20 protein-coding genes and 4 tRNA genes are annotated in these 24730 nt (G+C 38.6%); 4 read left to right on the top strand and 20 right to left on the bottom strand.

Features of this window, described 5'->3' with window-relative positions; all coding sequences use genetic code 11:
- Positions 1–285: 285 nt before the first annotated feature.
- The 17 genes from lpxC to fadR form a co-directional block, all read right to left on the bottom strand.
- Positions 286–1206: a UDP-3-O-acyl-N-acetylglucosamine deacetylase gene (gene lpxC / locus A1D25_RS03720; protein WP_157394351.1), complete on the bottom strand. Its 921-nt coding sequence runs from the start codon at positions 1204–1206 to the stop codon at positions 286–288.
- A gap of 38 nt (positions 1207–1244) precedes the next feature.
- Positions 1245–2438 (bottom strand): cell division protein FtsZ, encoded by a 1194-nt coding sequence (ftsZ, locus tag A1D25_RS03715; RefSeq protein WP_157394350.1) that lies wholly within the window; start codon positions 2436–2438, stop codon positions 1245–1247.
- A 39-nt stretch (positions 2439–2477) separates the two neighbouring features.
- The gene (gene ftsA, locus A1D25_RS03710) at positions 2478–3746 is read right to left on the bottom strand and encodes a cell division protein FtsA (RefSeq protein WP_157394349.1); all 1269 of its coding nucleotides are present in this window, start codon (positions 3744–3746) and stop codon (positions 2478–2480) included.
- A 27-nt stretch (positions 3747–3773) separates the two neighbouring features.
- Complete coding sequence (locus tag A1D25_RS03705) at positions 3774–4553, bottom strand: cell division protein FtsQ/DivIB (protein WP_157394348.1); 780 nt, start codon at positions 4551–4553, stop codon at positions 3774–3776.
- A complete protein-coding gene (locus A1D25_RS03700) occupies positions 4553–5464 on the bottom strand; it encodes a D-alanine--D-alanine ligase (protein ID WP_157394347.1) in 912 nt (303 codons plus the stop codon). The genes A1D25_RS03705 and A1D25_RS03700 overlap by 1 nt, the downstream gene beginning before the upstream one ends.
- Before the next feature lie 79 nt (positions 5465–5543).
- Entirely contained in the window at positions 5544–6971 is a 1428-nt protein-coding gene (gene murC / locus A1D25_RS03695; RefSeq protein WP_157394346.1) for a UDP-N-acetylmuramate--L-alanine ligase, read from the bottom strand.
- A gap of 91 nt (positions 6972–7062) precedes the next feature.
- The gene (murG, locus tag A1D25_RS03690; protein WP_157394345.1) at positions 7063–8118 is read right to left on the bottom strand and encodes an undecaprenyldiphospho-muramoylpentapeptide beta-N-acetylglucosaminyltransferase; all 1056 of its coding nucleotides are present in this window, start codon (positions 8116–8118) and stop codon (positions 7063–7065) included.
- Positions 8119–8130: 12 nt separating this feature from the next.
- Positions 8131–9309, bottom strand: coding sequence for a putative lipid II flippase FtsW (gene ftsW / locus A1D25_RS03685; RefSeq protein WP_157394344.1), 1179 nt, complete (start codon positions 9307–9309; stop codon positions 8131–8133).
- Positions 9309–10610: a UDP-N-acetylmuramoyl-L-alanine--D-glutamate ligase gene (gene murD, locus A1D25_RS03680; protein WP_157394343.1), complete on the bottom strand. Its 1302-nt coding sequence runs from the start codon at positions 10608–10610 to the stop codon at positions 9309–9311. The genes ftsW and murD overlap by 1 nt, the downstream gene beginning before the upstream one ends.
- 59 nt (positions 10611–10669) lie before the next feature.
- Positions 10670–11752, bottom strand: a complete 1083-nt coding sequence (gene mraY / locus A1D25_RS03675) for a phospho-N-acetylmuramoyl-pentapeptide-transferase (RefSeq protein ID WP_157394342.1) — start codon at positions 11750–11752, stop codon at positions 10670–10672.
- A gap of 10 nt (positions 11753–11762) precedes the next feature.
- Positions 11763–13157: a UDP-N-acetylmuramoyl-tripeptide--D-alanyl-D-alanine ligase gene (gene murF, locus A1D25_RS03670; RefSeq protein WP_157394341.1), complete on the bottom strand. Its 1395-nt coding sequence runs from the start codon at positions 13155–13157 to the stop codon at positions 11763–11765.
- Positions 13158–13690: 533 nt separating this feature from the next.
- The gene (murE, locus tag A1D25_RS03665; protein WP_157394340.1) at positions 13691–15196 is read right to left on the bottom strand and encodes a UDP-N-acetylmuramoyl-L-alanyl-D-glutamate--2,6-diaminopimelate ligase; all 1506 of its coding nucleotides are present in this window, start codon (positions 15194–15196) and stop codon (positions 13691–13693) included.
- 11 nt (positions 15197–15207) lie between these two features.
- On the bottom strand, positions 15208–17256 hold the full coding sequence (locus tag A1D25_RS03660) for a penicillin-binding transpeptidase domain-containing protein (protein WP_157394339.1): 2049 nt from the start codon (positions 17254–17256) through the stop codon (positions 15208–15210).
- Positions 17257–17260: 4 nt separating this feature from the next.
- Entirely contained in the window at positions 17261–17560 is a 300-nt protein-coding gene (locus A1D25_RS03655; RefSeq protein WP_420825102.1) for a cell division protein FtsL, read from the bottom strand.
- A complete protein-coding gene (gene rsmH, locus A1D25_RS03650; RefSeq protein WP_157394338.1) occupies positions 17560–18498 on the bottom strand; it encodes a 16S rRNA (cytosine(1402)-N(4))-methyltransferase RsmH in 939 nt (312 codons plus the stop codon). The genes A1D25_RS03655 and rsmH overlap by 1 nt, the downstream gene beginning before the upstream one ends.
- Before the next feature lie 33 nt (positions 18499–18531).
- Positions 18532–18990, bottom strand: coding sequence for a division/cell wall cluster transcriptional repressor MraZ (mraZ, locus tag A1D25_RS03645; RefSeq protein ID WP_157394337.1), 459 nt, complete (start codon positions 18988–18990; stop codon positions 18532–18534).
- Positions 18991–19201: 211 nt separating this feature from the next.
- Positions 19202–19924 carry a fatty acid metabolism transcriptional regulator FadR gene (gene fadR / locus A1D25_RS03640; protein ID WP_157394336.1) on the bottom strand — a complete coding sequence of 241 codons (723 nt, stop codon included), beginning with the start codon at positions 19922–19924 and terminating at the stop codon, positions 19202–19204.
- A 173-nt stretch (positions 19925–20097) separates the two neighbouring features.
- Between fadR and nhaB the strand changes: the two genes are divergently transcribed.
- Positions 20098–21639 carry a sodium/proton antiporter NhaB gene (gene nhaB / locus A1D25_RS03635; RefSeq protein WP_157394335.1) on the top strand — a complete coding sequence of 514 codons (1542 nt, stop codon included), beginning with the start codon at positions 20098–20100 and terminating at the stop codon, positions 21637–21639.
- 12 nt (positions 21640–21651) lie between these two features.
- Positions 21652–22188: a disulfide bond formation protein DsbB gene (gene dsbB, locus A1D25_RS03630; RefSeq protein WP_157394334.1), complete on the top strand. Its 537-nt coding sequence runs from the start codon at positions 21652–21654 to the stop codon at positions 22186–22188.
- Positions 22189–22361: 173 nt separating this feature from the next.
- On the opposite strand, the gene A1D25_RS03625 is transcribed toward dsbB, so the two are convergent.
- The 3 genes from A1D25_RS03625 to A1D25_RS03615 all read right to left on the bottom strand — a co-directional run bounded on the left by A1D25_RS03625 (position 22362) and on the right by A1D25_RS03615 (position 22672).
- A tRNA-Val gene (locus A1D25_RS03625) sits at positions 22362–22437 on the bottom strand.
- Positions 22438–22471: 34 nt separating this feature from the next.
- Positions 22472–22547, bottom strand: a tRNA-Val gene (locus A1D25_RS03620).
- 49 nt (positions 22548–22596) lie between these two features.
- Positions 22597–22672: transfer RNA gene (locus A1D25_RS03615), tRNA-Val, on the bottom strand.
- Positions 22673–22863: 191 nt separating this feature from the next.
- On the opposite strand from A1D25_RS03615, the gene gltX reads away from it, so the two are divergent.
- Positions 22864–24303 (top strand): glutamate--tRNA ligase, encoded by a 1440-nt coding sequence (gene gltX, locus A1D25_RS03610; RefSeq protein ID WP_157394333.1) that lies wholly within the window; start codon positions 22864–22866, stop codon positions 24301–24303.
- A gap of 82 nt (positions 24304–24385) precedes the next feature.
- A tRNA-Ala gene (locus tag A1D25_RS03605) sits at positions 24386–24461 on the top strand.
- Positions 24462–24730 lie beyond the last annotated feature (269 nt).

Here is a 24730-nt window from a genome sequence, read left to right as displayed (position 1 = left end):
AACGACAAATAGGCTTGAAGGATTATTTAGTGAACTAAAACGAAAATTAAATAATCACAATGGATTAAGCAAAAAACGTAAGATTATGTTTATAAAGGATTTTTTAAATAAAAAGAGTTGCTAACAACATAAGAAAAATATTATTAGCAACCACTTTGTCCACTTGAACGTGTAATGGGTAAATCAGCAACCATTTTGTCCATTACACCAAAAAAGTGCGTTAAAACCTTGTACTATAAGGTCTTAACGCACTTTTAATAAATATTGTTAAGATATCTTTAATGCTTATATTAAAACTTGCTCTTGAACTTGGTAACCTTGTGGCACAGTTTCTTTATCTTCAAAAGTTACAAACTCCCAAGCATTTTGATTTGCTAATACCGCTCTGAGTAATTTGTTATTTAAACCGTGTCCTGATTTGTATGCAGTAAAATCGCCTAGGATATTGTAACCGCACATAAATAGATCACCGATAGCATCTAACATTTTGTGGCGAACTAATTCATCTTTAAAACGTAAACCTTCTTCATTTAGGATACGGTAATCATCTAATACAATTGCATTATCTAAACTACCACCTAATGCTAAACCAATAGATTGTAAATACTCGACATCTTTCATAAAAGTGAAGGTTCTTGCCCGACTTAATTGTTGAATAAAGTGTTGAGCTGAAAATTCCATTTTATAGTTACGCACGCTTTTCGTAATCATTGGGTGGGTAAAGTCAATGGTAAAATCTAATTTTAACCCTTGACTATAAGGTTTAAATTCAGCCCATTTATCACCTTCTTCAACACGAACGGTTTCTTTGATACGAATAAATTTTTTCGCTACATCTTGTTCTTCAATTCCAGCATCTAATAAAAGATAGATAAATGGACTTGAGCTACCATCCATAATTGGAATTTCAGGTGCATCAACTTCGACAATCACATTATCCAAACCTAATGCAGACATTGCCGCATTAAGATGTTCAACAGTCGAGATACGCACACCATCATCGTTGATCATACAGGTACATAATGTAGTATCACGAATAGAATCTGCACTTGCAGGAAAATAAACGACAGGATCAAGATCTGTGCGTGCATAAATAATACCTGTATTTGCAGGTGCTGGACGCAACGTGAGAGTCACCTTTTTACCACTGTGCAGACCAATACCTGTCACTTTTGTAGTTTGTTTAAGGGTTCTTTGTTTAATCATATCGTTTTCCTTGTTTCTCATTTATCTCAATCAAGCTATTATTGCCCATTACGCATAAAGCTAGGAATAGCTGTTGGGTTAAAAATTTGAGAATTATCTACTTGTTGTGGTTTTTGTGCCACTTGTTGCTGATGCCCCCCAAATTGAGTGGCTTGCCCATAACTAGAACCAAATGGGTATGCTGATGGTTGTTGAGCATGTTGTACTTGTGGTTGCTGTGGTTGTACTTGTTGGTAGCCCGTCATTCTTGGTGGAACAATTTCCTCTGGTTGCCCGATACCTGTTGCGACCAATGTAACACGGATTTTACCTTCCATTTCTGGGTAGAACGCAGAACCAAAAATAATCGCAGCATCAGGATCTGCAAAGCTCGTTACATATTCCATAATGGTATTCACTTCAGCAAGTTCAATATCATAACCTGATGAAATGTTTACTAAAATACCTTTAGCACCTGATAAGTCAACATCTTCTAGTAATGGGCTTGCAACTGCATCCTTCGCTGCATTTTCTGCTCGGTTTTCACCTTCTGCGATACCAGTTCCCATCATTGCTCGTCCCATTTCTGACATTACTTTTTTCACGTCAGCAAAGTCAACGTTTACTAAACCTTCAGAGGTAATCATATCTGTGATGCCTAATACTGCATTACGCAACACATCATTAGCTACCCCAAAGGCTTCGCTAAATTTTACATTTTTAGGCAATACTTTTAATAATTTATCATTTTGAATGATAATGAGAGAATCAACATGTTTCGCAAGCTCTTTAATTCCTTGCTCTGCATAACCTGAACGTTTTTTACCTTCGAAAGAGAATGGTTTAGTTACAATACCGACTGTTAGTGCACCTTGGTTCTTTGCAATTTCAGCAATAACAGGAGCAGCACCAGTTCCTGTACCACCGCCCATACCAACAGCAATAAATACCATATCTGCACCAGAAATCATATTAGTTAGCGCATCACGATCTTCTTCTGCTGCTTGATGCCCTACATTAGGATCTGCACCAGCCCCTAAGCCTTTAGTGACCGCTGCACCAATTTGAATAGTATTACGCACTGCACTACTACGCAAAACCTGAGCATCAGTATTCACTGAGAAAAACTCAACACTACCAACCTCATCAGATTGGCTTGCAACCATATGGTTTAAAGCATTACCGCCACCGCCACCGACACCGATAACTTTAATCACCGCATCTTGAGTTGTTTCAAAAATAGGCTCAAACATTTTTATTCTCCCTGTAAAACACCAGTTACCTGCTGATGTTTAAAATTTATCTTTTGTAAATTTAACTGTTTTCTTAACCGCTTTTTTTAACCATTCAACGAACCCTTCACCAGGTATCTGAGTCGTTGTATCAGAATCTTCGTTATAATGGCTGTATTGCAATAATCCTAAAACTGTAGCATATTGTGGTTTATTCACATAGTCTGTTAGACCTGTAATATTAAGTGGATATCCCACTCTTACTTGTAAACCAAAGACAGATTTTGCACATTCTACAATATCTTCGATTTGAGAACCACCACCAGTTAGAACAATTCCCGCAATTAATTCTTGTTTTATCCCTTTTTGATACAAATCAGTTCGTAATTGTGTTAATTCATTAGCAATTATACCTAATAAATCCTGATAACACTGAGATGTGATCTTCGACAACTGTTCTTTACTAAAAGTTCTTGGTGCTCTTCCACCTAAGCCAGCAACTTCAATTTTCTTTTCAGGAAAATGCGTTGGGGGAGAAATAGCACTGCCATATTGCACTTTAATATTTTCTGCATCATTACGAGACGTTGTCAGCATATTGGCGATATACTCTGTAATATTATACCCACCAAAAGGAATAACCTTACTAAAACGTAAAGCACCATCGGTATAAACAAGCACATCCATCGTGCCACTACCAATATCAATTAAACAAACACCAAGCTCTTTTTCATCTTCAGTAAGTACCGAATAACTTGATGCTAACCCTGAAAAGACAATTTGATCAATTTTCAGTTTGCTACGTTCCACTGCATTTTTAAAGTTACGCAACCAATCATTATGACAGGCTATTAAATGTGCTTGTGCTTGTAACCGCATTCCTGATAAACCAAGAGGATTTTTAGTTGCAGGCAATCTATCCACTTTATACTCTTGCGGAATAATATGTAAGGTTTCTAAGCCATCAGGTAATTTAATTGAGCGAGCAATATGGATAGCATTATCCAAATCTTCGGCTTTCACCTCGCCAGAAAGAGGAACAGTACCGCTTTCATTAAACGCTGTAATATGAGCCCCCGATAACGCCAGCGTTACCCCCATAATTTTACATTCTGAAATAGATTCGGCTTCTTCAATAGCACGTTGAATGGAACTTACTGCAGCATCTAAATCAACAACACTACCACCTTGTACACCTTTAGAAGGACTAACACCTGAACCAATGACGTTAATAACACCATCAGGCAATACTTCGCCTACTACGGCAACCACTTTATGTGTGCCAATTTCAAGACCAACTACTATTTTAGATTCTGCTACTTTTGTCATATTTATTACACTTGCCAAATGATAAAATTATTGAGAAATAAACCCTACTGCCGCACCGTGCTCATAACGTAAATCAACATAAGATAAACGTTTTCCATCTGGAATCTCTATTTCAGGGAAAATGGTAACAAAGCGATCAATTTTGGGCAACCAATCACCTCGTCCTAATCTTAATTCAACGTGATTATTGAGCGTGATTGTCCAAGAACCTCGAATATCCATTGCCACAGATTTCAAAACCAAGTTGCGAGATTCTAAATCTTTTTGGATTTTATACCAAGCCTCTAAGACTTTTTTAGCTTCTGAGTCAGGCCCATAAAGATCAGGCAAGCCATCTGCATTAAAACGCTCTTTGGGTAAATCAAATACCACACCTTGTGCAGAAACAAAACGCGTTTGGTTCCAAATTGCTGTTGGGCGATGTTCAACCAAGGTTAAACTAATGCGATCTGGATAGACTTTTCTCACTGCCACATCTCTAATCCAAGGGATTTCAAGAAATTTATCTTTAATTTCTTGAATATCTTGCCCAAAATAGCCTTTAAGTACAGGCTCTTTTGATAGCAACTCCCGAATATCCGCATTAGTGGTAAATTGTGTTTTATGGGTTAATGCGTATGCTCGAATCGGTGTCTTATCTAACAATGCTAACCAACTAGACCAGTTGCTATACATTACATAAGCAAACAGAAGACACAAAAACATCAACATTGGCTTAATCAAAAGCAACCAATTCGTTGGAGTTTTCGGTTTACTTGCTTTAGTTCGAATTACCGATGTCGTTTTTTTCCGCAACGCCATTACCATTAAATACTTAGCTCCAATACTCGCTCTACTAAGCGTTCAAAACTGTATCCTACCGTTGCTGCTGATTTAGGGAAAATGCTGTGGCTTGTCATTCCTGGGCAAGTATTCACTTCAACCAATCTGAACTGCCCTTTGTCATCTTCCATTACATCTATACGACTCCAACCACGGCAACCCACTACGTCATAAGCTTGTTTAACCAATTTTGTCACTTCTGCTTGACGTGTTTCTGATAGAACAGGGCAAAGATATTGTGTATTATCAGATACATATTTGGCGTGGTAATCATAAAACTCACCATCTGGAATAATTTGTACAGCGGGTAATACTTCACCGTCCAATACAGGTACTGAGTACTCTGCACCAGCTAAATTCTCTTCTACTAATACAATAGCATCATATTTGAGAGCTTCTTCAATCGCAGGGATAAGCTGTTCTGCTGTTTTTACTTTACTTACTCCAACGCTCGACCCTTCACTAGCAGGCTTAACAAATAAAGGTAAACCTAATTTAGCAATAATTTCATCAGAACTTACTGCTTCACCGCGACGAACAACAACCATCTCCGCAGTAGGTAAACCGACTGCATTCCATAACAATTTAGTACGGAACTTATCTAAAGTAATTGCAGATGCCATTACGCCACAACCTGTATAAGGGATACCAAGTTGCTCTAAAGCTCCCTGTAATACGCCATTCTCACCGATACCACCGTGTAAGATATTAAAGACACGCTGAATACCTTTTTCTTTTAATTTTTCAATGGGGAATTCTTTCGTATCAATCCCTTGAACATCATAACCTAAACTTTGTAATGCCCCTAAAACTGCTGCCCCTGAATTCAGTGATACTTCACGCTCGGCAGAGACACCGCCAAATAACACCGCTATTTTTTCATTTTTTAAACTCATTGCTATCACCATTATCTGCTTGCAAAATATTTTCTCATTCTCACCGCTTCCAAATTATTCTTTCAGTAAAGAGAGAATATTATTGACGCCAACTTTCTGCTAAATCACGCGAAAGTTTGCTTACATTACCAGCTCCTTGAGCTAAAATTAAATCGCCATCTTGAATAATTTGATCAATCACTTCACCTAACTGGCTAGTGTCCGAAACTAAGATTGGATCGACTTTTCCTAAGTTACGAATAGAACGGCATAATGCTTTACTATCCGCCCCTACGATTGGTGCTTCACCTGCGGCATACACATCAAGCATTACCAAAGCATCGACCTGCGATAATACTTGTACAAAGTCATCAAAGAGATCACGAGTACGAGAATAGCGGTGCGGTTGAAATACCATTACAACACGTTTATTATCCCAACCTTGTCGAGCAGCTTTAATGGTTACATCAACTTCAGTTGGGTGATGCCCGTAATCATCTACTAACATTACTTTACCATTAGGGCGAATAAATGAGCCAAGTTGGTCAAAACGACGACCAGCACCTTGGAAGTTGGCAAGTGCCGCTAAGATGGCTTCATTATCGATACCCTCTTCTTTGGCAACCGCTAATGCGGCTGTTGCATTCAATGCATTATGTTTACCTGGTACGTTCAGTAGAACATCAATTCTCTCGCCTGTTGGGCAAACTACCGTATAATGACCTTGAAACCCTGTTTGCTGATAATCTTCAATACGATAATCGGCAAACTCACTAAAACCATAACTTAAAACTTGTCGCCCTACTTTAGGTGCAATTTCCATCACAACAGGATCATCGGCACACATTACTGCTAAACCATAGAACGGTAAATTACGCAAGAAACGGATATAGGTATCCTTCATCTTCTCAAAATCACCGCCATAAGTATCCATATGATCAGGCTCAATGTTAGTTACCACAGAAACCATCGGTTGTAGATGTAAGAATGATGCATCACTTTCATCTGCTTCTGCAATTAAATAGCGACTTGCTCCTAAATGCGCATTTTTACCTGCTGATTTAACTAAACCACCATTTACAAAAGTTGGATCAAGTTTTGCTTCGGTGTAAATCATTGAAATCATTGCTGTTGTTGTTGTTTTCCCGTGAGTTCCCGCAATCGCAATCCCGTGACGGAAACGCATTATTTCTGCAAGCATTTGTGCACGTTGAATAACAGGAATTCGTGCTTCTTTAGCAGCCACAACTTCAGGGTTATCATCAGTAATTGCACTTGAAATAACCACAACACTTGCACCACAAACATTTTCGCCATAATGTCCAAAAAAGATTTTCGCACCTGCTTTTGCCAAGCGTTGAGTAACAGGCCCATCTGCAATATCTGAACCACTAATTTGATAACCTTCATTAAGTAATACTTCTGCGATACCACTCATTCCAGCACCGCCAATACCAACAAAGTGAATTTGGCTCACTCGACGCATTTCAGGTACTAGTTTTTTCACTTTATCTTGGAAATTTTTCATTCAGATTCCTTATTCGGATATTTTGTAAAAAATAAGTCGAATCTAACCGCTTAGATCTTTTTATCTAGCCTGTTATGATCCATCATAAAATTTATAAACAATGCTCTTTAATAACATCTGCCACACGTTTAGCGGCTAATGGTGTAGCTTTTTCTTTCGCTTTTATCGCCATTTCTGTTAATTTCTGACGTTCTGCAATCAATGGTGCTAAAGCTTGAGCTAAACTTTCAGGATTAAAATCTTTCTGCTCAATAATAATTGCTGCACCTGATCGAGCAAGATATTCAGCATTAAAAAATTGTTGGCGATCTTTATGTTGAAATGGTACAAAGATTGCAGGCAACCCTGCTGCTGCAATTTCACATACGGTCAAAGCACCTGAACGACAGATGACTAAATCCGCCCACTCATAAGCTGCTTTCATATCATCAATAAACTCACTAGCAATCCCATTACCTGTAGCTTGATAAACTTCAGCAACGCCAGCTAATTTACCTTTACCAACTTGATGACTAATAAAAACTTGCTCACCAAAGAGCTTAGCCATTTCAGGTACAGTTTGGTTAATCACCATCGCTCCTTGGCTTCCACCCATTACTAAAATATTGATTGGGTAGCCTTTTTCAGCAAAACGTTGTTCTGGTGGTGCAATTTGAAATAGATCTTGACGAACAGGGTTTCCAACCACTTCGGCATTAACAAAAGCACTTGGAAAGGCTTGCAATGTTTTGTGTGCAATTTTTGACAACCAAACATTAGTTAAACCCGCTACGGCATTTTGCTCGTGTAAAATGACGGGTACACCGCATAATTTTGCCGCAATACCACCCGGCCCTGATACATAGCCCCCCATACCTAATACCGCATCCGGTTGATAGGCTTTGATAATTTTTCTCGCTTGGAATACTGCTCTTAGAATAGCAAAAGGGGCGGTTAATAAGGCTTTAATCCCCTTACCTTTAATGCCTGAAATTTGAATAAACTCAATCGGAATACCGTACTTAGGCACAAGCTCCGCTTCCATTCGATCTTTAGTGCCTAACCAACGAATTTCCCAACCTTGCTGCTGTAATTCTTTTGCTACTGCGATTGCAGGGAAAACGTGTCCTCCTGTTCCGCCTGCCATTACTAATAATTTTTTTGTCATATTTATCCTTTATCAATCATCATTTAAGTGAGCGTGTCCAACTTTCACTAAACGATTTTCGTGATCTATTCTCACTAATACTGCAATGGCAATTGCCATAATAACCAAACTCGAACCGCCATAGCTAACGAGTGGAAAAGTTAATCCTTTAGTTGGTAGTAATCCTGATGCGACACCAAGATTTACGAAACCTTGTAGAAAAATCCACACTGCAATTCCAAAAGCAAAAAATCCTTTAAAACGTTCTTCTAATAACAAGGCTTCTTTACTGATTCTTAAAGCACGTAAAGTTAAAGCACAAAGTAATAACACTATTACAATGATACCGAATAAACCAAACTCTTCTCCAACAACAGCCATTACAAAGTCAGTATGTGCTTCAGGCAAATATTCAAGTTTTTGAATTGAGTTACCTAAACCACTGCCCCAAAACTCCCCTTGTCCAAAGGCCATTTGTGAATTAGAAAGCTGGAAACCATCACCATAAGCATCGGCAAAAGGATCCATAAATGATGTTACTCTTTTCAGACGATATTCAGAAGTTAAAATTAAAAATCCGAATAACAGCACTCCAAGCCCACCTAATACAATAAATTGCAGAATCTTAGCTCCCATAATAAACAACATTGCAAAAGTTAGTACAAATAGCACCGCTGTACTGCCTAAATCTGGTTGTAAAATCAGTAGTCCACCAAATAGCCCTAAGATAACCATTGGACGAATAAAACTCATATTATCATTACGCATTTCATCGAAACGACGAACATAAAAGCTGGCGAAATAGCAGATTACAGAGAGTTTTGCCAACTCAGCAGGTTGGAAGTTAATCGGACCGATTGGAATCCAACGAGTTGCACCATTTACATTTTTACCCAGTATCAAAACGAGAAATAATAGCAATAATGAGCTCATAAAAAACCACACATTCCACTTTTCCCATTTTTCACTTGGAATACGAATAAATTGGCTAAATGCTAAAAGTGAGATCGCTACATAAAACGCATCTCGAATCGCAAAATGAAAAGGATCATCATACAAACGAGTACTTACTGGGATAGACGCCGAAGTTACCATTACAAAACCAATGGTAAGCAAGCCAATAAATAACCAAATCAATGTACGATCATAAAGGGAATTTGCAGGGGTTAATCTCACCCATTTGTCCCACTCTTGTTTTATTTTTTCTCGCATTAACGTGCGGCTCCTTGTGCTAGCTCTGCAAATTGCTTACCACGCACCTCAAAGTTCGGGAATTGATCCAAACTCGCACAAGCAGGGGAAAGCAAAACCATATCGCCACTTTTTAATAATGGACGAATGGCATCTACCGCTTGTTGCATTGTTTCAACTAAGACGCTATTTGTAGTGAGTTCCGCTAGCTGTTTGCCATCACGCCCAAAGCAGTAACAACGAATATGATCTTGATTAACCAATGGCTTTAATTCTGAGAAATCTGCTCCTTTACCGTCCCCACCTAATAGTAGATAGAGTGTACCATCAACTTTTAGACCGTTTAATGCAGCAACAGTACTGCCTACATTAGTCGCTTTCGAATCGTTAATCCAACGCACACCATCAGTAGTCGGAACAGGTTGGAAACGGTGATCTAATCCTGAATAAGTTTTCAAGGCTTGAATAATACCACTTCTCGCCACACCTGCTTTTTCAGCTAATGCAATGGCAGCAAGAGCATTCATTTCATTGTGGCGACCTTTTAATAACATCTCTTGACTTTGAAGAATTAGCTCATTACCACTATACAATCCGCCGTTTTCTAAACGATATTCTCCGTTATTTTCTGCAAATTTAAGCAAACAACTTACCGCTTGTTCAGGCAAGGTTTGCGGATCTTCACCATTCACAATGACATATTCCGCGTTCTGATAAATTTTGAGTTTTGCTTGGCGATAATCTTCAATGCTCGCATAACGATCCATATGATCTTCACTGATATTTAATACAGTTGCCGATTTCGCTTTAAGTGAATAGGTTGTTTCAAGTTGGAAACTCGATAATTCAAGCACATAGAGTTCATAATCACCTGTTAATAAACTCAATGCAGGCACACCAATGTTGCCTCCCATTCCCACTTTTATGCCTGCTTGCTTTGCCATTTCGGTGGTCAATGAGGTTACGGTACTTTTACCATTTGAGCCTGTAATCGCAATAATCGGTGCTTTAGCTTCACGACAAAATAGCTCAATATCTCCCACCACTTCTACACCTTGATGAATGGCTTGTTGAATTTCAGGTGTCGCAAGGGCAAGCCCAGGGCTAATCACAATCAAATCAGAGCTTAATAACCAATCAAGCTTTAAACTACCCGTATGCAATGCAATATGACTTGGTAGTTTGTCTGCTCCTGTTGGGTTAGCCCGTGTATCGATAACACGCACAGTTGCATTTTTATCTGTAAAGAAATCCACACAAGAAAGCCCTGTTGTGCCAAGCCCAATGATAGTTATTGTTTTACCCTGATACTGATTTTGCATTTTATTATTCTCTTAACTTGTAAAATTTAGTCGCAATCCAACCGCTTTTATCGTTTCAATTAACGTAGTTTTAATGTAACCAAGCCAATTAATACCAACATCAATGTAATAATCCAGAAACGAACGATAACTCTTGGCTCTGGCCAACCTTTTAATTCAAAGTGATGATGAATTGGTGCCATTCTGAAAATACGTTTTTGGCGTAATTTATATGACCCCACTTGTAAAATCACCGACAATGCTTCTACCACAAATACCCCACCCATTATGACGAGTAATAATTCTTGGCGAACAAGTACGGCGATTGTGCCTAATGCACCACCGAGAGAAAGCGATCCCACATCACCCATAAAGACTTGAGCAGGATAAGTGTTAAACCATAAGAACCCTAAACCAGCCCCAACAATCGCAGTACATAAAATTACTAGCTCACCACTATATTTGATATAAGGGATATGTAGGTATTCAGCAAAGTTATAGTTACCCGTTGCCCAAGCAATTAAAGCAAAAGCACCCGCTACCATAATGATAGGAACAATGGCTAAACCATCTAAGCCATCCGTTAAATTTACTGCATTACTTGTACCGACAATTACAAAATAGGTAAGTACGATATAGAATAGACCAAGCTGTGGCATCACATCTTTAAAGAATGGGACAACTAATTGTGTGGCTGCGGTATCTTTACCTACCGCATACATTCCAAAAGCAGAAATCAAGGCAATCACTGAAAGCCAAAAATATTTCCAGCGAGCAATTAGCCCATCAGTATTTTTGCGTGCAATCTTCCAATAATCATCAACAAAGCCAATAACACCGTAGCCAAATAGCACAAATAGTACAAACCATACATACGGATTAGAAAGATTTGCCCAAAGTAGCGTACTAACGCCGATAGCAAATAGAATCATAATTCCGCCCATCGTTGGCGTTCCACGTTTTTTATAATGGCTCTCAGGTCCATCGTGGCGAACTTCTTGACCAAATTTTAAGATTTGTAAACGGCGAATTACCGTAGGTCCAATCCATAGACCAATAATTAATGCAGTCAAAAGTGCCATAATGGAACGGAAAGTGATATATGACACTACATTAAATACAGTGTGATACTGCACTAAATATTCAGCTAACCAAACTAACATTTGTTAATCCTTAAAAAGAAACATTAAAAGAGTGACACAAAGAGCGAATAAGCTCTTCCATTTTTTGACTACGAGAGCCTTTCGCTAATAATACAAGCGGTTGTTTTTCTTCTATTTTTTGTAAAATAATCGGCAGTAAGAAGTCTGCCATTTGGTTTTTATCCGTAAAGTGATGTGCTACATTATGGCTAATTACTGCACTCTCTTTACCGAAAGAAACAACTAAATCCAGTTCAGCTTTAGCCACAAAATCTGCGACTTCTTGATGACAAGCAGTACTTTCATTACCCAATTCCGCCATATCACCCACTGCAAAAATACGAAATGCAGGATAATTCTTCAGCACTGAAACCGCCGATTTCATTGAATCTACATTGGCATTATAACTATCATCAATCAACAATAAATGTGGATTGATTTCAATCGGGAATAGACGTCCTTTAACATTAGAACGCTGTTCTAATCCTGTTTTAATGGCATTCAGATCCGCTCCAACCGCCATTGCTAAAGCACTTGCTGCTAAAGCATTACTGATATTATGTTCACCTAAATAAGGCAAATTGATCTGAACTTCCCCTTGTGGTGAATGTAACGTAAAACGGGAACCACTCAGATGTAACTCAACGTTCTCTGCCCAAAAATCAGCATAGCTGTCTTTATCTTCGCCTGTATAACAAAAAGATTGTAACTCGTGCTCACCAATCTCTTTTTGCCATTGGGGATAATAATGTGCCAAATTCACAATCGCCTTACCACCTTGTTTTAAGCCACGATAAATTTCCCCTTTAGCTCGTGCAACACCACCTAAAGAGCCAAAGCCTTCTAAATGAGCCGCCGCCACATTATTGACTAAACAAGCATCGGGTTGTGTTATCTCTGTGGTATAAGCAATTTCACCAATGTGATTTGCCCCTAACTCGACTACGGCAAATTTATGTTGTGGTGTTAGACGGAGTAACGTCATCGGTACGCCTAAATCGTTGTTTAAGTTACCAAAAGTGTAAAGCACTTCATCATCACAAGCGGTAACTTTCTGCAAAATTTTTGCAGTCATTTCCTTAACCGTTGTTTTCCCCGAAGAGCCTGTCATTGCCACGGTTTTCGGGTTTATTTCTGCTTTTAACCATTTTGCCAACTGCCCTAATGCTAAACGAGTATCTTCTACAATAATTTGTGGCACCGACAAATCTAACTCTCGTTCCACCACTGCTGCAACACAGCCTTGTTCTACCGCTTGTTGAGCATAATCGTGGGCATCAAATTTCTCGCCTTTTAATGCAAAAAATAAGCTGTTTTCCACCGCTTGTCGTGTGTCGGTACTGACGGTTTCAATCGTAATCTCACCATTACCGATCAATGTGCCATTTAAAGTTTGGGCGATCTGTTGGGTTACTTGTTTTATCATTTTGTTTTACTTATAAATTATTTGGACGTACTCTTTTTAGGTATGTTTCAAATCTCCCCTAACCCCTCTTTGCTAAAGAGGGGGATCGGATCGAAAAAACTATTCGTTGATTTAACGAATTAACCTAGCATCAAAGCCCTTTTTCTTAAAATTTCAGCTAAGCTAGTTCCCCTCTTTAGCAAAAAGGGGAATCGGTTCGAAAAAACTATTCGTTCATTTAACGAATTAACCTAGTATCAAAGCCCTTTCTCTTAAAATTTCAGTTAAGCTAGTTCCCCTCTTTAGCAAAGAGGGGGATCGGTTCGAAAAAACTACTCGTTCATTTAACGAATTAACCTAGTATCAAAGCCCTTTTTCTTAAAATTTCAGCTAAGCTAGTTCCCCTCTTTAGCAAAGAGGGGGATCGGTTCGAAAAAACTATTCGTTCATTTAACGAATTAACCTAGTATCAAAGCCCTTTTTCTTAAAATTTCAGCTAAACTAGTTCCCCTCTTTAGCAAAGAGGGGTTAGGGGAGATTTGGCAAAACGCCTATTACCCCAAAAACTTCTTCGCCCATTCTTGATCCGAGAAATGATATTTTTTTGTGCCGATAATTTGGTAATCTTCGTGCCCTTTACCTGCAATCAACACCACATCTTTTGGTTCTGCTTGAGCAATCGCTGTTTCAATCGCATATTGTCGAATGTGCATTTGTTGGACTTTATTCGGCTTTTTGAAACCTTGCATAATATCGGTAAAAATAACATCAGGATCTTCTGTACGAGGATTATCGTCCGTTACAATCACTTTATCGGCATTTTGTTCTGCAATGCGTGCCATTAGCGGACGTTTTCCTGTATCACGATCGCCGCCGCAACCAAAGACACACCATAATTCACCTTCACAGTGCAAACGAGCAGCCTCCAAGGCTTTTTCCAATGCATCAGGTGTATGCGCGTAATCCACAATAACCATTGGGCTTTCTGCTTGATTTTCTTCACTTACCAAACATTCCATACGCCCACATACCCCATTTAATAGCGGTGCGGTTTCGACTAATTTTTGCAAATCATAGCCTAACACCAGTAACCCAGCGAATGCAGTAAGCAAATTGCTCACATTAAATGCCCCAATCAATCGACTTCTTAGTGAGCCATTGCCCCAGCTTGAACTAAACTCAATGGTTGCACCTTGCAAGGTATAATCAACTTTTGTCGCTTTAATCCAACGGTTTTGGTTTAATTGTTTTTGTGGGTCAATACTCACTGCAACGGCAGTTGGTAGCAGTCTCAACCATTGTTGCCCGATTTCATCATCGGCATTAATGACTTGCTGTTTTGTGTTAAGTTCATTGAATAAGCGAAATTTTGCTTGGGCGTATTCTTCCATTGTGTTGTGATAATCAAGATGATCTCGGCTTAAATTGGTAAAAATTGCCAAATCAAAATCCAAGGCTTCTGCTCGGTATTGGGCTAAACCGTGACTGGAAACTTCCATTGCACAGAAATCTGCTCCCTGTTCAACAAAACTAGCTAAATTGCGTTGAATTTCAATGGCTGAACCTGTGGTATTTACCGCTTCTTGTACTGCACCATACAAGCCATTGCCGATCGTTCCCATTACAGCTGATTTTCCACCAAGCAAATTACGCCACTGAGCAAGTAATTGAGCTGTTGTAGTTTTTCCGTTTGTGCCAGTAATGCCAACTAATGTTAATTTATGTGAAGGTTGTTGATAGAAACTATCTGCAATCGCAGAGAGATGTTGAGCCAATTTAGGCATTGCAATAACCTTACAAGCGGTACGATCAAGATTATATTTTGCAAATTTACTATCCAATTCTGCTTCATCAATGCCATCATCGGCTTCACTTAGAATAATAGCTGCACCTTGTTCTATGGCTTTTTCAATAAATTGGCGACCATCAACATTATGCCCTTTTAATGCGATAAACAAGTCGCCTTGTTGTACTTGGCGACTATCTAGTGTCATCTGATTTAACAATTTAATTTCTGTCCAAATAGGCAGTTCAGGCAGAAAAGTAAGCAAACGGTTCATAATCTTTCTCTCTAATTCGTTTGATGTGGTTTAAGTTCTCTTACCGCTTGGCGAGTTTCTTCTGTCAGGTTATCAGGCTTAATATTTCTGGATTTTAATGTATAGCCCATAATGCTAGAGAACAACGGTGCGGAAATAGCACCACCATAATACTTACCCGCTTTCGGTTCATTAATTAACACTGCTAAAGCAAAACGGGGGTCACTAGCAGGAGCTAGACCTGCTGTATAAGCAATATATTTTCCTACATATTTCCCTTCTTCTAATTTACGTGCTGTACCTGTTTTAACTGCAACTCGGAACCCATCAACTGCAGCACGATGCCCACCTTCGCCTTTTTGAGCGACCCCTTCCATCATATGTACTACATCACGTGTAATTTTCTCTGGGAGTACTCGCTCCCCAATTACTGGTGGATCAACTTTGGTGATAGATAAAGGGCGATAAATGCCAAAACTACCTAAAGTAGCGTAGGCTCTAGCTAATTGTAATGGAGTGACATTCAACCCATAACCATAGGACATCGATGCTCTTTCAATATCCGCCCAACGTTTACGATCTCCGTTTGTACCACGTTCTTCACCCAAACCAAGCCCTGTATCTTTACCAAATCCCACTTTGCTATAAGTATCAACCAAAGCAGTTGGTGGCATTCTTAACGCTAAACGACTTACCCCGATATTACTTGATTTCTGTAAAATGCCAGTCAATGAAAGGCTATCTCTAGGTGCAACATCAGTGATCGTATGCCCATTTACTGTAAATGGTCGAGTATTTAAAATTTCTCCAGGATAAGTTGCTTTATTATGTAAGGCTGTAAGTACGACTAACGGTTTTACCGTTGAACCAGGCTCAAAAGTATCAGTAATCGCTCTATTACGGGCTAGCTCAGGTTTAAAATCTGTACGATTATTCGGGTTATAAGATGGTGCAGTTGCCATTGCCAAAATTTCCCCTGTCTGAATATCTACCAATACCGCAGTACCAGATTCTGCATTATTTTCAATAACAGATTTTTTAATTTCACGATAGACCATTGATTGTAATTCCTCATCAATACTTAGTATGACATCTTGAGGAGTATATTCTTTCTCATCGCGAATATGTTCAATTACGTTACCACGAGCATCTTTACGAAAAACTCGTTTACCATTTTTTCCTATCAATAGTGAATCAAAACTCCGTTCTAATCCTTCCTGACCACCTTTATCCTCTACATCCGTAAAACCTATTAGTTGAGCAATCTCCTCACCCACAGGGTAAAAGCGACGAAATTCGGTTTTAATCACCAAACCTTCAATTTTTAGTGCTTTAGCATAATCTGCAGAAACTTCAGAATGGTGACGAGAAATATAGATAAAACGATCTTCAGAAGCATTATTTAGACGAGTAATAACATCCTTATAATTCATTGAAAGAGCTTTTGACAACGCTTCAAGTTTCTCTTTCTCCAAACTCTCTGCTTCCTTATCAGCTAATACAAAAGCTGAGCTAGGATTATTCCTAACTTTCTCAATCAATAAGTTGTAATCTATACCAGTGGCTTTAGCAAGTATGTTCCAATAATCTTCACTCTTACTGTTCAAAACAGCACTTGGATTATATCTTTTCTGTTTTTTATCCACTTTCTGTTTTATAAAATTATTCACACTTGCTTCAATTTTACTTGAAGAGGCACCAATTTCCATTGCGAGCTTACGCCATCTTTGTTTATCTCTTCGTAACAATGAATCAAAATACTCTTTAGGATCCATTGAGATTGAGTACATAGGCACACTCATCGAAAGTACTTCGCCATTTCGATCAAGAATTTGCCCACGAGTGAAAGGAATCGTACTTTCACGTAATGAACGCTTATCAGCTTCTTTTATTAAACGTTCAGAATCCGTTAACTGTAAATAGGCACTTTGTCCAAATAAAGCAACTGCCATAGCACCAATAAATACATATACGGCCAGAAATCTTATTGGGATAAAACTCGGTAGAGTTTTAGAACGGTCATTCTTTTTTTTACCTTCCACAATTCGTTCTTTTTTAGATTTAAACTTCACTGACTTCATCGTCTTATCTCACCAAAATAATTTCTTGCTCTTTCTTAATCTCTTGTAATCCTAACTTATAGACATCTTCATCTTTTTTACTTGATGTTTCTTCTAAGCGTAAATGATAAAATTGATTCTGTAACTTATGATTTGCTTGAATTAACTTGCTTTGCTCTGCAGTAAAGATACGGGTTTTATGTGTTACCCACACAGTTGCAATTGCACTAGCGATCACAAGTAACAACAGTAGTAAAGCAACTTTATTATGGCTAGTTAAATCATCTAAAATAATTTGACGCAAAGGATAGCGATCATTTGACATTATCTTTTCTCCGCAATTCGTAAAACAGCACTTCGTGAGCGTGGATTGGCTTCAATTTCAGCAGCTGTTGGCATAATGGCTTTGCCAATTGTTTTAAGGGGAATATTTTTATTCAATTCGCTTTCTAAAATAGGCAGACCTTTTGGTACAGCTTCGCCTTTGCTATGTTTACGCATAAACTGTTTTACCATACGATCTTCAAGTGAATGGAAACTAATAATAGATAAACGACCTTGTGGAGCAAGCACACTGATTGCAGAATTAAGTGCTTTTTCTAACTCATCTAACTCACTATTGATAAAAATGCGAATTGCTTGGAACGTACGAGTCGCAGGGTGTTTATGTTTATCTTTAAAGGGAACAGCATTGGCGACAATATTAGCCAATTCAAGTGTGCGAGAAATCTTCTCAGGTGCAGATTTATTGAAAGAAACCACCGCTTGTGCAATCTTTTTTGCAAAACGTTCTTCGCCAAATTCTTTGAGTACCCACGCCAAATCTTCTACGGATACTTGAGCCAGCCACTCCATCGCTGACAAACCTTTTGTGGTATCCATTCGCATATCTAAAGGCCCATCACGCATAAAGCTAAAACCACGTTCAGCTTCATCTAATTGAGGAGAAGAAACCCCTAGATCCAATAAAATACCATTAATTTTACCGACTAACTCGAGCTGCTGACAAATTTCAGGGATTGCCGAAAACGCACTGTGAACGATTTGAAAACGTGGATCTTTAATAGTTTCAGCTTCCGCAATCGCACGAGGATCACGATCAATCGCAATCAATCTCCCTTTTTCACTTAACTGACTTAAAATTAGACGAGAGTGCCCACCACGACCAAAAGTACCATCAATATAAATCCCGTTAGGATCAATTGCTAATCCCTCTACGGCTTCATTCAACAGTACGGTAATATGTTTCGGGTTATCACTCATTTTGATTTCCTGCTATTTTTAGCTATCTATTATTTACAAAGAGAAGTTTTTAAGTGCTTCACAAGTTAGCATATCAACTGAACTGCCAATTGCTAGATCTTCAGCGATTTGCTCTTGCCACTGTTTATCTTGCCAAATTTCAAATTTATTTAACTGCCCAACAAGCATTATCTGTTGTTCAAGTTGTGCGTGCTGACGTAAGGTTGGACTAAGTAAAATACGCCCTGCGGAATCCATTTCACATTCGGTTGCAAACCCTTGCATTACACGTTGAATACGGCGTTGTGCAGGATCAAAATTTGACAAAGAGAGTAGTTTTTGCTCGACAATTTCCCATTCGTGTAATGGATAAAGCAGTAAACAAGGCTGACGAATATCTACCGTACAAATTAAGTGTCCTTGGTGTTTTTCCAATAACTCAGCTCGATAACGTGTTGGAATAGCCAACCGCCCTTTATTATCTAAGCTAATTGAAGATGCACCACGAAACATACTCGTACCTAATAGGTTGATTTTTATAGATTTTATGGTTAAATCACAATTTTCACCACAAAACTCCACTTTTTACCACTCTAATTGGAGAATTCTATAATTTTAGGCGTTGATGAGCAAGCTGTTTTATAAGCCAAATAGGATAAATGAATAAAGGCACATTTGTGCCTTTATTCAGAGATAAGTCGAAATAGGGTTAAATAATAGCAGTTTATTCCCCAAAATGTTCAGGCAGATTCTTTAACATTTCACTCCAAATTGCAGTGCTACTTTGTCTATTACGAGCCATACACTCTACCGCTTTTTCGTATTCTCCTGTTTGACAAGCCTGTTTAAGAGCTTGATAGAAATTAAAGGTTAATTGACGAGATTGTGTTTCTGAAAAAAAGAGTGTCGCAACTTGATAGTAAAGATCTTTAAAACTATTTAGAATTAACCCATAAACAGGCTTATTCGCTACAAAAGTAAAGCTGCGATATAAGTTATAATCAAATTCAGCATAGGCTTTAGGATTATCTAAAAGCTCATCTAATCCTTCAAATAGTGTCAATGATCTTTTTGTATCTAAACGAATCGCTTCAGGAATATAATATTCTGCCATTCGAGTTCTCAAGGAAACAACATTAGCAATAATCATTGGAATGATTGAGCGATCAAGTTTTATCAAAGTTTCAATAATATTTGGGCCTGCGGTTTCCCATACATTATTCACTCGAGTAGGTTTACCGTGCTGAATACTTAACCAACCATCTCTAGCTAAGCGTTGCAATACTTCTCTTAATGTTGTCCGAGTCACACCTATGATATCGGCTAATTCTCGTTCTGCTGGTAAATCTGATCCCGCAGGGAAGCGATTATTCCAAATGCTTTTAACAATATACTCTTCTGCCAGAGCGGCTGGGCTTTGAGCCTTTAAGATTTCAGATTTATCCATTTACATAAATTCCAATTGAGAAATGAAGAAAAACTCCACTATTAATCTTAAAATTGTGATTTAGTTATCAAAAATCAAAATTCCTGCTACTAAATCACCTTCTTGTCTATTATCGTTCAATCTAAAGTATATTACAATTTAGCCATTTTGATTACCTTTAAGAAGAAAATCTTATGAAGAATTTAGACGCTTTTTTCAAAAATTTTTTAGGGAACTCACCAGAATGGTACAAAATTGCTATTTTGGCATTTTTAATCATTAATCCGCTGATTTATTTCTTTATCAGTGAGTTTGTCGCAGGTTGGGTACTTGTTGCAGAATTTATTTTTACACTTGCAATGGCATTAAAGTGCTATCCGCTCCAACCAGGTGGTTTACTTGCTATCGAAGCTGTTGCAATAGGAATGACAAGTCCACACCATATCAAACACGAAATTGTGGCAAATTTTGATGTTATTCTGCTACTGATGTTTATGGTTGCTGGTATCTACTTTATGAAGCAACTTCTTTTGTATGTATTTACTAAATTGATCATCGCAGTCCATTCTAAGAAAATACTTTCTCTCTCGTTCTGTTTAAGTGCCGCCTTTCTATCTGCATTTTTAGATGCACTGACAGTTATCGCAGTAATTATCAGTGTGGGAATGGGCTTTTATGGGGTTTATCATAAAGTCGCTTCAGGTAATAGTTTTGAAGATTCAACGGATATTACTAATGATGACAAGATCACGAATAATAAAGCAATTTTAGAACAATTTCGTGGTTTTTTGCGTAGTTTATTGATGCACGCAGGCGTGGGAAGTGCCCTAGGCGGTGTAATGACAATGGTGGGAGAACCGCAAAATTTAATCATTGCGGCACAAGCAGAATGGGGCTTTGGTGAGTTTTTCCTACGGGTGTCTCCTATCAGTATAACGGTGTTACTTTGTGGTATAGCAACTTGTTACCTTGTTGAGAAATACAAGCTATTTGGTTATGGCGACCGCTTACCACGCAAAGTTTGGGTAGTTTTAGCACATTACAATATCCAAAAAGAGCAAAAAATGACGAAACAAGACCGTCTAAAACTAGCAGTTCAAGCACTTGCTGGGGTATGGTTAATTATTGGTTTAGCATTACATCTTGCAGATGTCGGTCTTATCGGCTTAACTATTATCATTATCTGCACTGCATTTTGTGGCATCAATGACGAACACGCCCTTGGAAAATCGTTTCAAGAATCGCTCCCATTTACTGCGTTATTAGTGGTATTTTTCTCCGTTGTTGCAGTGATTGTTGATCTCAAATTATTTGATCCTATTATTCAACTCGTTCTTGCCGCAGAAAAAGATTCTCAACTCGCTCTGTTTTATGTCTTTAACGGGTTACTTTCAAGTATCTCAGACAACGTGTTTGTAGGGACTGTTTACATCAATGAAGCAAAATCAGCACTGCTATCTGGTGCAATCGATCGTTCACAATTTGATTTAATTGCCGTAGCGATCAACACAGGTACAAATTTACCTTCTGTGGCGACACCAAATGGACAAGCAGCCTTTTTATTCTTATTAACGTCATCATTTGCTCCGTTAATTCGTTTATCTTATGGTAGAATGGTTTATATGGCATTGCCTTATACTATTGTGTTATCTGTGGTTGGTTTTCTCTCAATGGAATTTTTACTCCAGCCATTTACACAACTATTACTAGACTGGGGTTGGATTGTAACCCGCTAAATAGGAACCACTATGTTCAATTATTTAAAAGAGCTTTCATTCACAAGAGGGGCTTGGTTGCTACTAACAGCAAGCTGTACTGCATTAGAGGCAACTGCACTATATTTTCAACACGGAATGGGGCTAAACCCTTGTGTAATGTGTATTTATGAACGTTTAGCATTGCTGGCTATTTTAGTGGCAGGAATTATAGGTTTTTTAGCACCTAAATTTATACTTACACGTTGGATTGCTCTTTTACTTGGTTTATACGGTGCTGTTAAAGGGCTAACTCTTGCAATTAAACATACCGATTATCAACTCAATCCTGCACCTTGGAATCAATGTTCACCTTTTGTTGAATTTCCCGAAACGTTGCCGTTAAATGTTTGGTTCCCATCTATCTTTGAGGCTTCTGGTAATTGCGGAAAAATTGTATGGCAATTCTGGGGACTAAGTATGCCACAATGGTTGATTGCTATTTTTGCTGTTTACACGGTGCTATTTGCTTGTCTTGTACTAAGCCAGTTTAAACGCTCTCGCTTAAAAGAACGCAATTTATTTTCTTAGGTGTACTGACTAACAACTTACCTTGCGAATAATCAAGCCAAATATCAGCAGGATTTGTTTTATGTTGAAAGGTAATGTTTTAAGATTTGCAAAGTTGAACGTTACTTTTCTTTCTATGCTTGTGAAAGGTAAAATATTGATATTATAGGTAATCTTTATTTATTTCAAAAAAGTGGTGGGCGATACCGGTCTCGAACCAGTGACCCCCTCCTTGTAAGGGAGGTGCTCTCCCAACTGAGCTAATCGCCCTTCATAGATATGAAGTTTAGATTTTAAGTCTAAGTGGTGGGCGATACCGGTCTCGAACCAGTGACCCCCTCCTTGTAAGGGAGGTGCTCTCCCAACTGAGCTAATCGCCCACTTGAGACTTAAATCAAGGGAATGTTTGAAAGGTTGGCACTTAAAAAGTGGTGGGCGATACCGGTCTCGAACCAGTGACCCCCTCCTTGTAAGGGAGGTGCTCTCCCAACTGAGCTAATCGCCCTTTTCAAACTATGCAACAGTGCGTTGCGGAGTGGCATTATAGGGATATTAAAACTATCGTCAAACAATTTTTGTAAAATCTTACTCATTCGCCGAATTTTTCGCCCAAAACACTAAATTTTCACTACTATTCCCCGATCATAAGAGTAAAATAGCTAAGTTTTTTGCTAAAAAATTGAATTAGGATAGAGAATGAAAATTGAAACCCTTTTCCCATTAGATCCAAATGTGAAAGTTCGTACCCGCTTTGCACCAAGTCCAACAGGTTATTTACACGTTGGTGGTGCAAGAACAGCCCTTTACTCTTGGTTATATGCTAAACATAACCAAGGCGAATTTGTATTACGTATTGAAGATACTGATTTAGAACGCTCTACCCCAGAAGCAACCCAAGCCATTTTAGAAGGTATGGAATGGCTAAATTTAGAATGGGAGCACGGCCCTTATTATCAAACCAAACGTTTCGATCGTTATAATCAAGTTATCGATCAAATGATTGAGCAAGGCTTAGCATACCGTTGCTACTGTTCAAAAGAACGTTTAGAAACATTACGAGCTGAACAAGAAAGTAATAAAGAAAAACCACGCTACGACCGTCACTGTGTACATAATACACCAGCGGATATAAATGCTCCGCACGTTGTTCGTTTTAAAAACCCAACTGAAGGTTCTGTTATCTTTGATGATGCAGTACGCGGTCGTATTGAAATCAGCAACAGTGAGCTAGACGATTTAATCATTCGCCGTACTGATGGTTCGCCAACTTACAACTTCTGTGTTGTTGTTGATGACTGGGATATGGGAATTACTCACGTTGTGCGTGGAGAAGATCACATCAATAATACCCCTCGCCAAATTAACATTTTAAAAGCATTAGGTGCACCAATTCCTGTATATGCTCACGTTTCGATGATCTTAGGTGATGATGGACAAAAACTGTCTAAACGTCACGGGGCTGTTGGCGTAATGCAATATCGTGATGATGGCTATTTACCAGAGGCACTCAATAACTACCTTGTTCGCTTAGGTTGGGGACACGGAGATCAAGAAATTTTTTCTCGTGAAGAAATGATTGAACTATTCAATCTCGAAGCGGTAAGCAAATCTGCAAGTGCCTTCAATACCGAAAAACTACAATGGTTAAATCAGCACTACATTCGTACTCTTGAGCCAAGCTATGTTGCTAAATACTTAGAATGGCATATGCAACAGCAAGGCATTGATTACAGTAATGGCCCTGCTCTTGCGGAGATTGTTAGCGTACTGGGCGAGCGTTGCAAGACTTTAAAAGAGATGGCAAGTGCAAGCCGTTATTTCTTTGAAGAGTTTACTGCTTATGATGAAAAAGCGGTTGCCAAAAACTTTAAAGCTGAAGCGATTGCACCACTTGCAAAATTGAGTGAGAAACTCACCGCTTGTAATGATTGGACGGTTGAAAATATCCACGAAGCAATGAACCAAACTGCTCAAGAACTTGAAATTGGTATGGGTAAAGTTGGAATGCCGTTCCGCCTAGCAGTAACAGGTTCTGGACAATCACCATCAATGGATATTACAGCCAAATTAGTTGGCAAAGAGCGTACGCTTGCTCGTGTTCAAAGAGCGATTGAATTTATCCAAAATCATAATTAGTCAATTTTTAAACAATCAGCCCTTGATTGTGTTTTTATAATTGACAGTAAAAAAGCGAGAGCATATTATTTCTCGCGTTTTTGGGGATATAGCTCAGTTGGGAGAGCGCTTGAATGGCATTCAAGAGGTCGTCGGTTCGATCCCGATTATCTCCACCAAATTACTAATAAATATCGAGTATTCATAAAATTACCTATAAGCCTTGCAATGCAAGGCTTTTTTATTGCATAAAATTTTTCTCTAACTTTTAAATTTAGCGTTGTTCTAACAATTATTATTTTATCCCCATTGACGAAGCTAAAAGAATTGCTAAAATTCGTGGCTCTTTTTAATAAAGAGATGTTCGGATGAAGATAGCTGGAGAGTGGGGATTAACCCCACACCGACGAGGTAAACTCTTTCAGGTGCGACAGCGAGGACAGCTATT

This window comes from Ursidibacter arcticus, assembly GCF_009761375.1.
Lineage (GTDB): Bacteria > Pseudomonadota > Gammaproteobacteria > Enterobacterales > Pasteurellaceae > Ursidibacter > Ursidibacter arcticus.
Note: the sequence above shows the minus strand (reverse complement) of the source record. Positions and strands in the feature narration are given on the sequence as shown.

Bases quoted from the DNA above. Each gene is read 5' to 3' on its own strand.
- murC (WP_157394346.1), bottom strand. From the start codon at position 6,971: ATGAAAAATTTCCAAGATAAAGTGAAAAAACTAGTACCTGAAATGCGT.
- lpxC (WP_157394351.1), bottom strand. From the start codon at position 1,206: ATGATTAAACAAAGAACCCTTAAACAAACTACAAAAGTGACAGGTATT.
- A1D25_RS03660 (WP_157394339.1), bottom strand. From the start codon at position 17,256: ATGAAGTCAGTGAAGTTTAAATCTAAAAAAGAACGAATTGTGGAAGGT.
- ftsW (WP_157394344.1), bottom strand. From the start codon at position 9,309: ATGCGAGAAAAAATAAAACAAGAGTGGGACAAATGGGTGAGATTAACC.
- ftsA (WP_157394349.1), bottom strand. From the start codon at position 3,746: ATGACAAAAGTAGCAGAATCTAAAATAGTAGTTGGTCTTGAAATTGGC.
- murF (WP_157394341.1), bottom strand. From the start codon at position 13,157: ATGATAAAACAAGTAACCCAACAGATCGCCCAAACTTTAAATGGCACA.
- A1D25_RS03655 (WP_420825102.1), bottom strand. From the start codon at position 17,560: ATGTCAAATGATCGCTATCCTTTGCGTCAAATTATTTTAGATGATTTA.
- murE (WP_157394340.1), bottom strand. From the start codon at position 15,196: ATGAACCGTTTGCTTACTTTTCTGCCTGAACTGCCTATTTGGACAGAA.
- dsbB (WP_157394334.1), top strand. From the start codon at position 21,652: ATGTTCAATTATTTAAAAGAGCTTTCATTCACAAGAGGGGCTTGGTTG.
- fadR (WP_157394336.1), bottom strand. From the start codon at position 19,924: ATGGATAAATCTGAAATCTTAAAGGCTCAAAGCCCAGCCGCTCTGGCA.
- gltX (WP_157394333.1), top strand. From the start codon at position 22,864: ATGAAAATTGAAACCCTTTTCCCATTAGATCCAAATGTGAAAGTTCGT.
- mraY (WP_157394342.1), bottom strand. From the start codon at position 11,752: ATGTTAGTTTGGTTAGCTGAATATTTAGTGCAGTATCACACTGTATTT.
- A1D25_RS03705 (WP_157394348.1), bottom strand. From the start codon at position 4,553: ATGGTAATGGCGTTGCGGAAAAAAACGACATCGGTAATTCGAACTAAA.
- murG (WP_157394345.1), bottom strand. From the start codon at position 8,118: ATGACAAAAAAATTATTAGTAATGGCAGGCGGAACAGGAGGACACGTT.
- A1D25_RS03700 (WP_157394347.1), bottom strand. From the start codon at position 5,464: ATGAGTTTAAAAAATGAAAAAATAGCGGTGTTATTTGGCGGTGTCTCT.
- ftsZ (WP_157394350.1), bottom strand. From the start codon at position 2,438: ATGTTTGAGCCTATTTTTGAAACAACTCAAGATGCGGTGATTAAAGTT.
- nhaB (WP_157394335.1), top strand. From the start codon at position 20,098: ATGAAGAATTTAGACGCTTTTTTCAAAAATTTTTTAGGGAACTCACCA.
- rsmH (WP_157394338.1), bottom strand. From the start codon at position 18,498: ATGAGTGATAACCCGAAACATATTACCGTACTGTTGAATGAAGCCGTA.
- murD (WP_157394343.1), bottom strand. From the start codon at position 10,610: ATGCAAAATCAGTATCAGGGTAAAACAATAACTATCATTGGGCTTGGC.
- mraZ (WP_157394337.1), bottom strand. From the start codon at position 18,990: ATGTTTCGTGGTGCATCTTCAATTAGCTTAGATAATAAAGGGCGGTTG.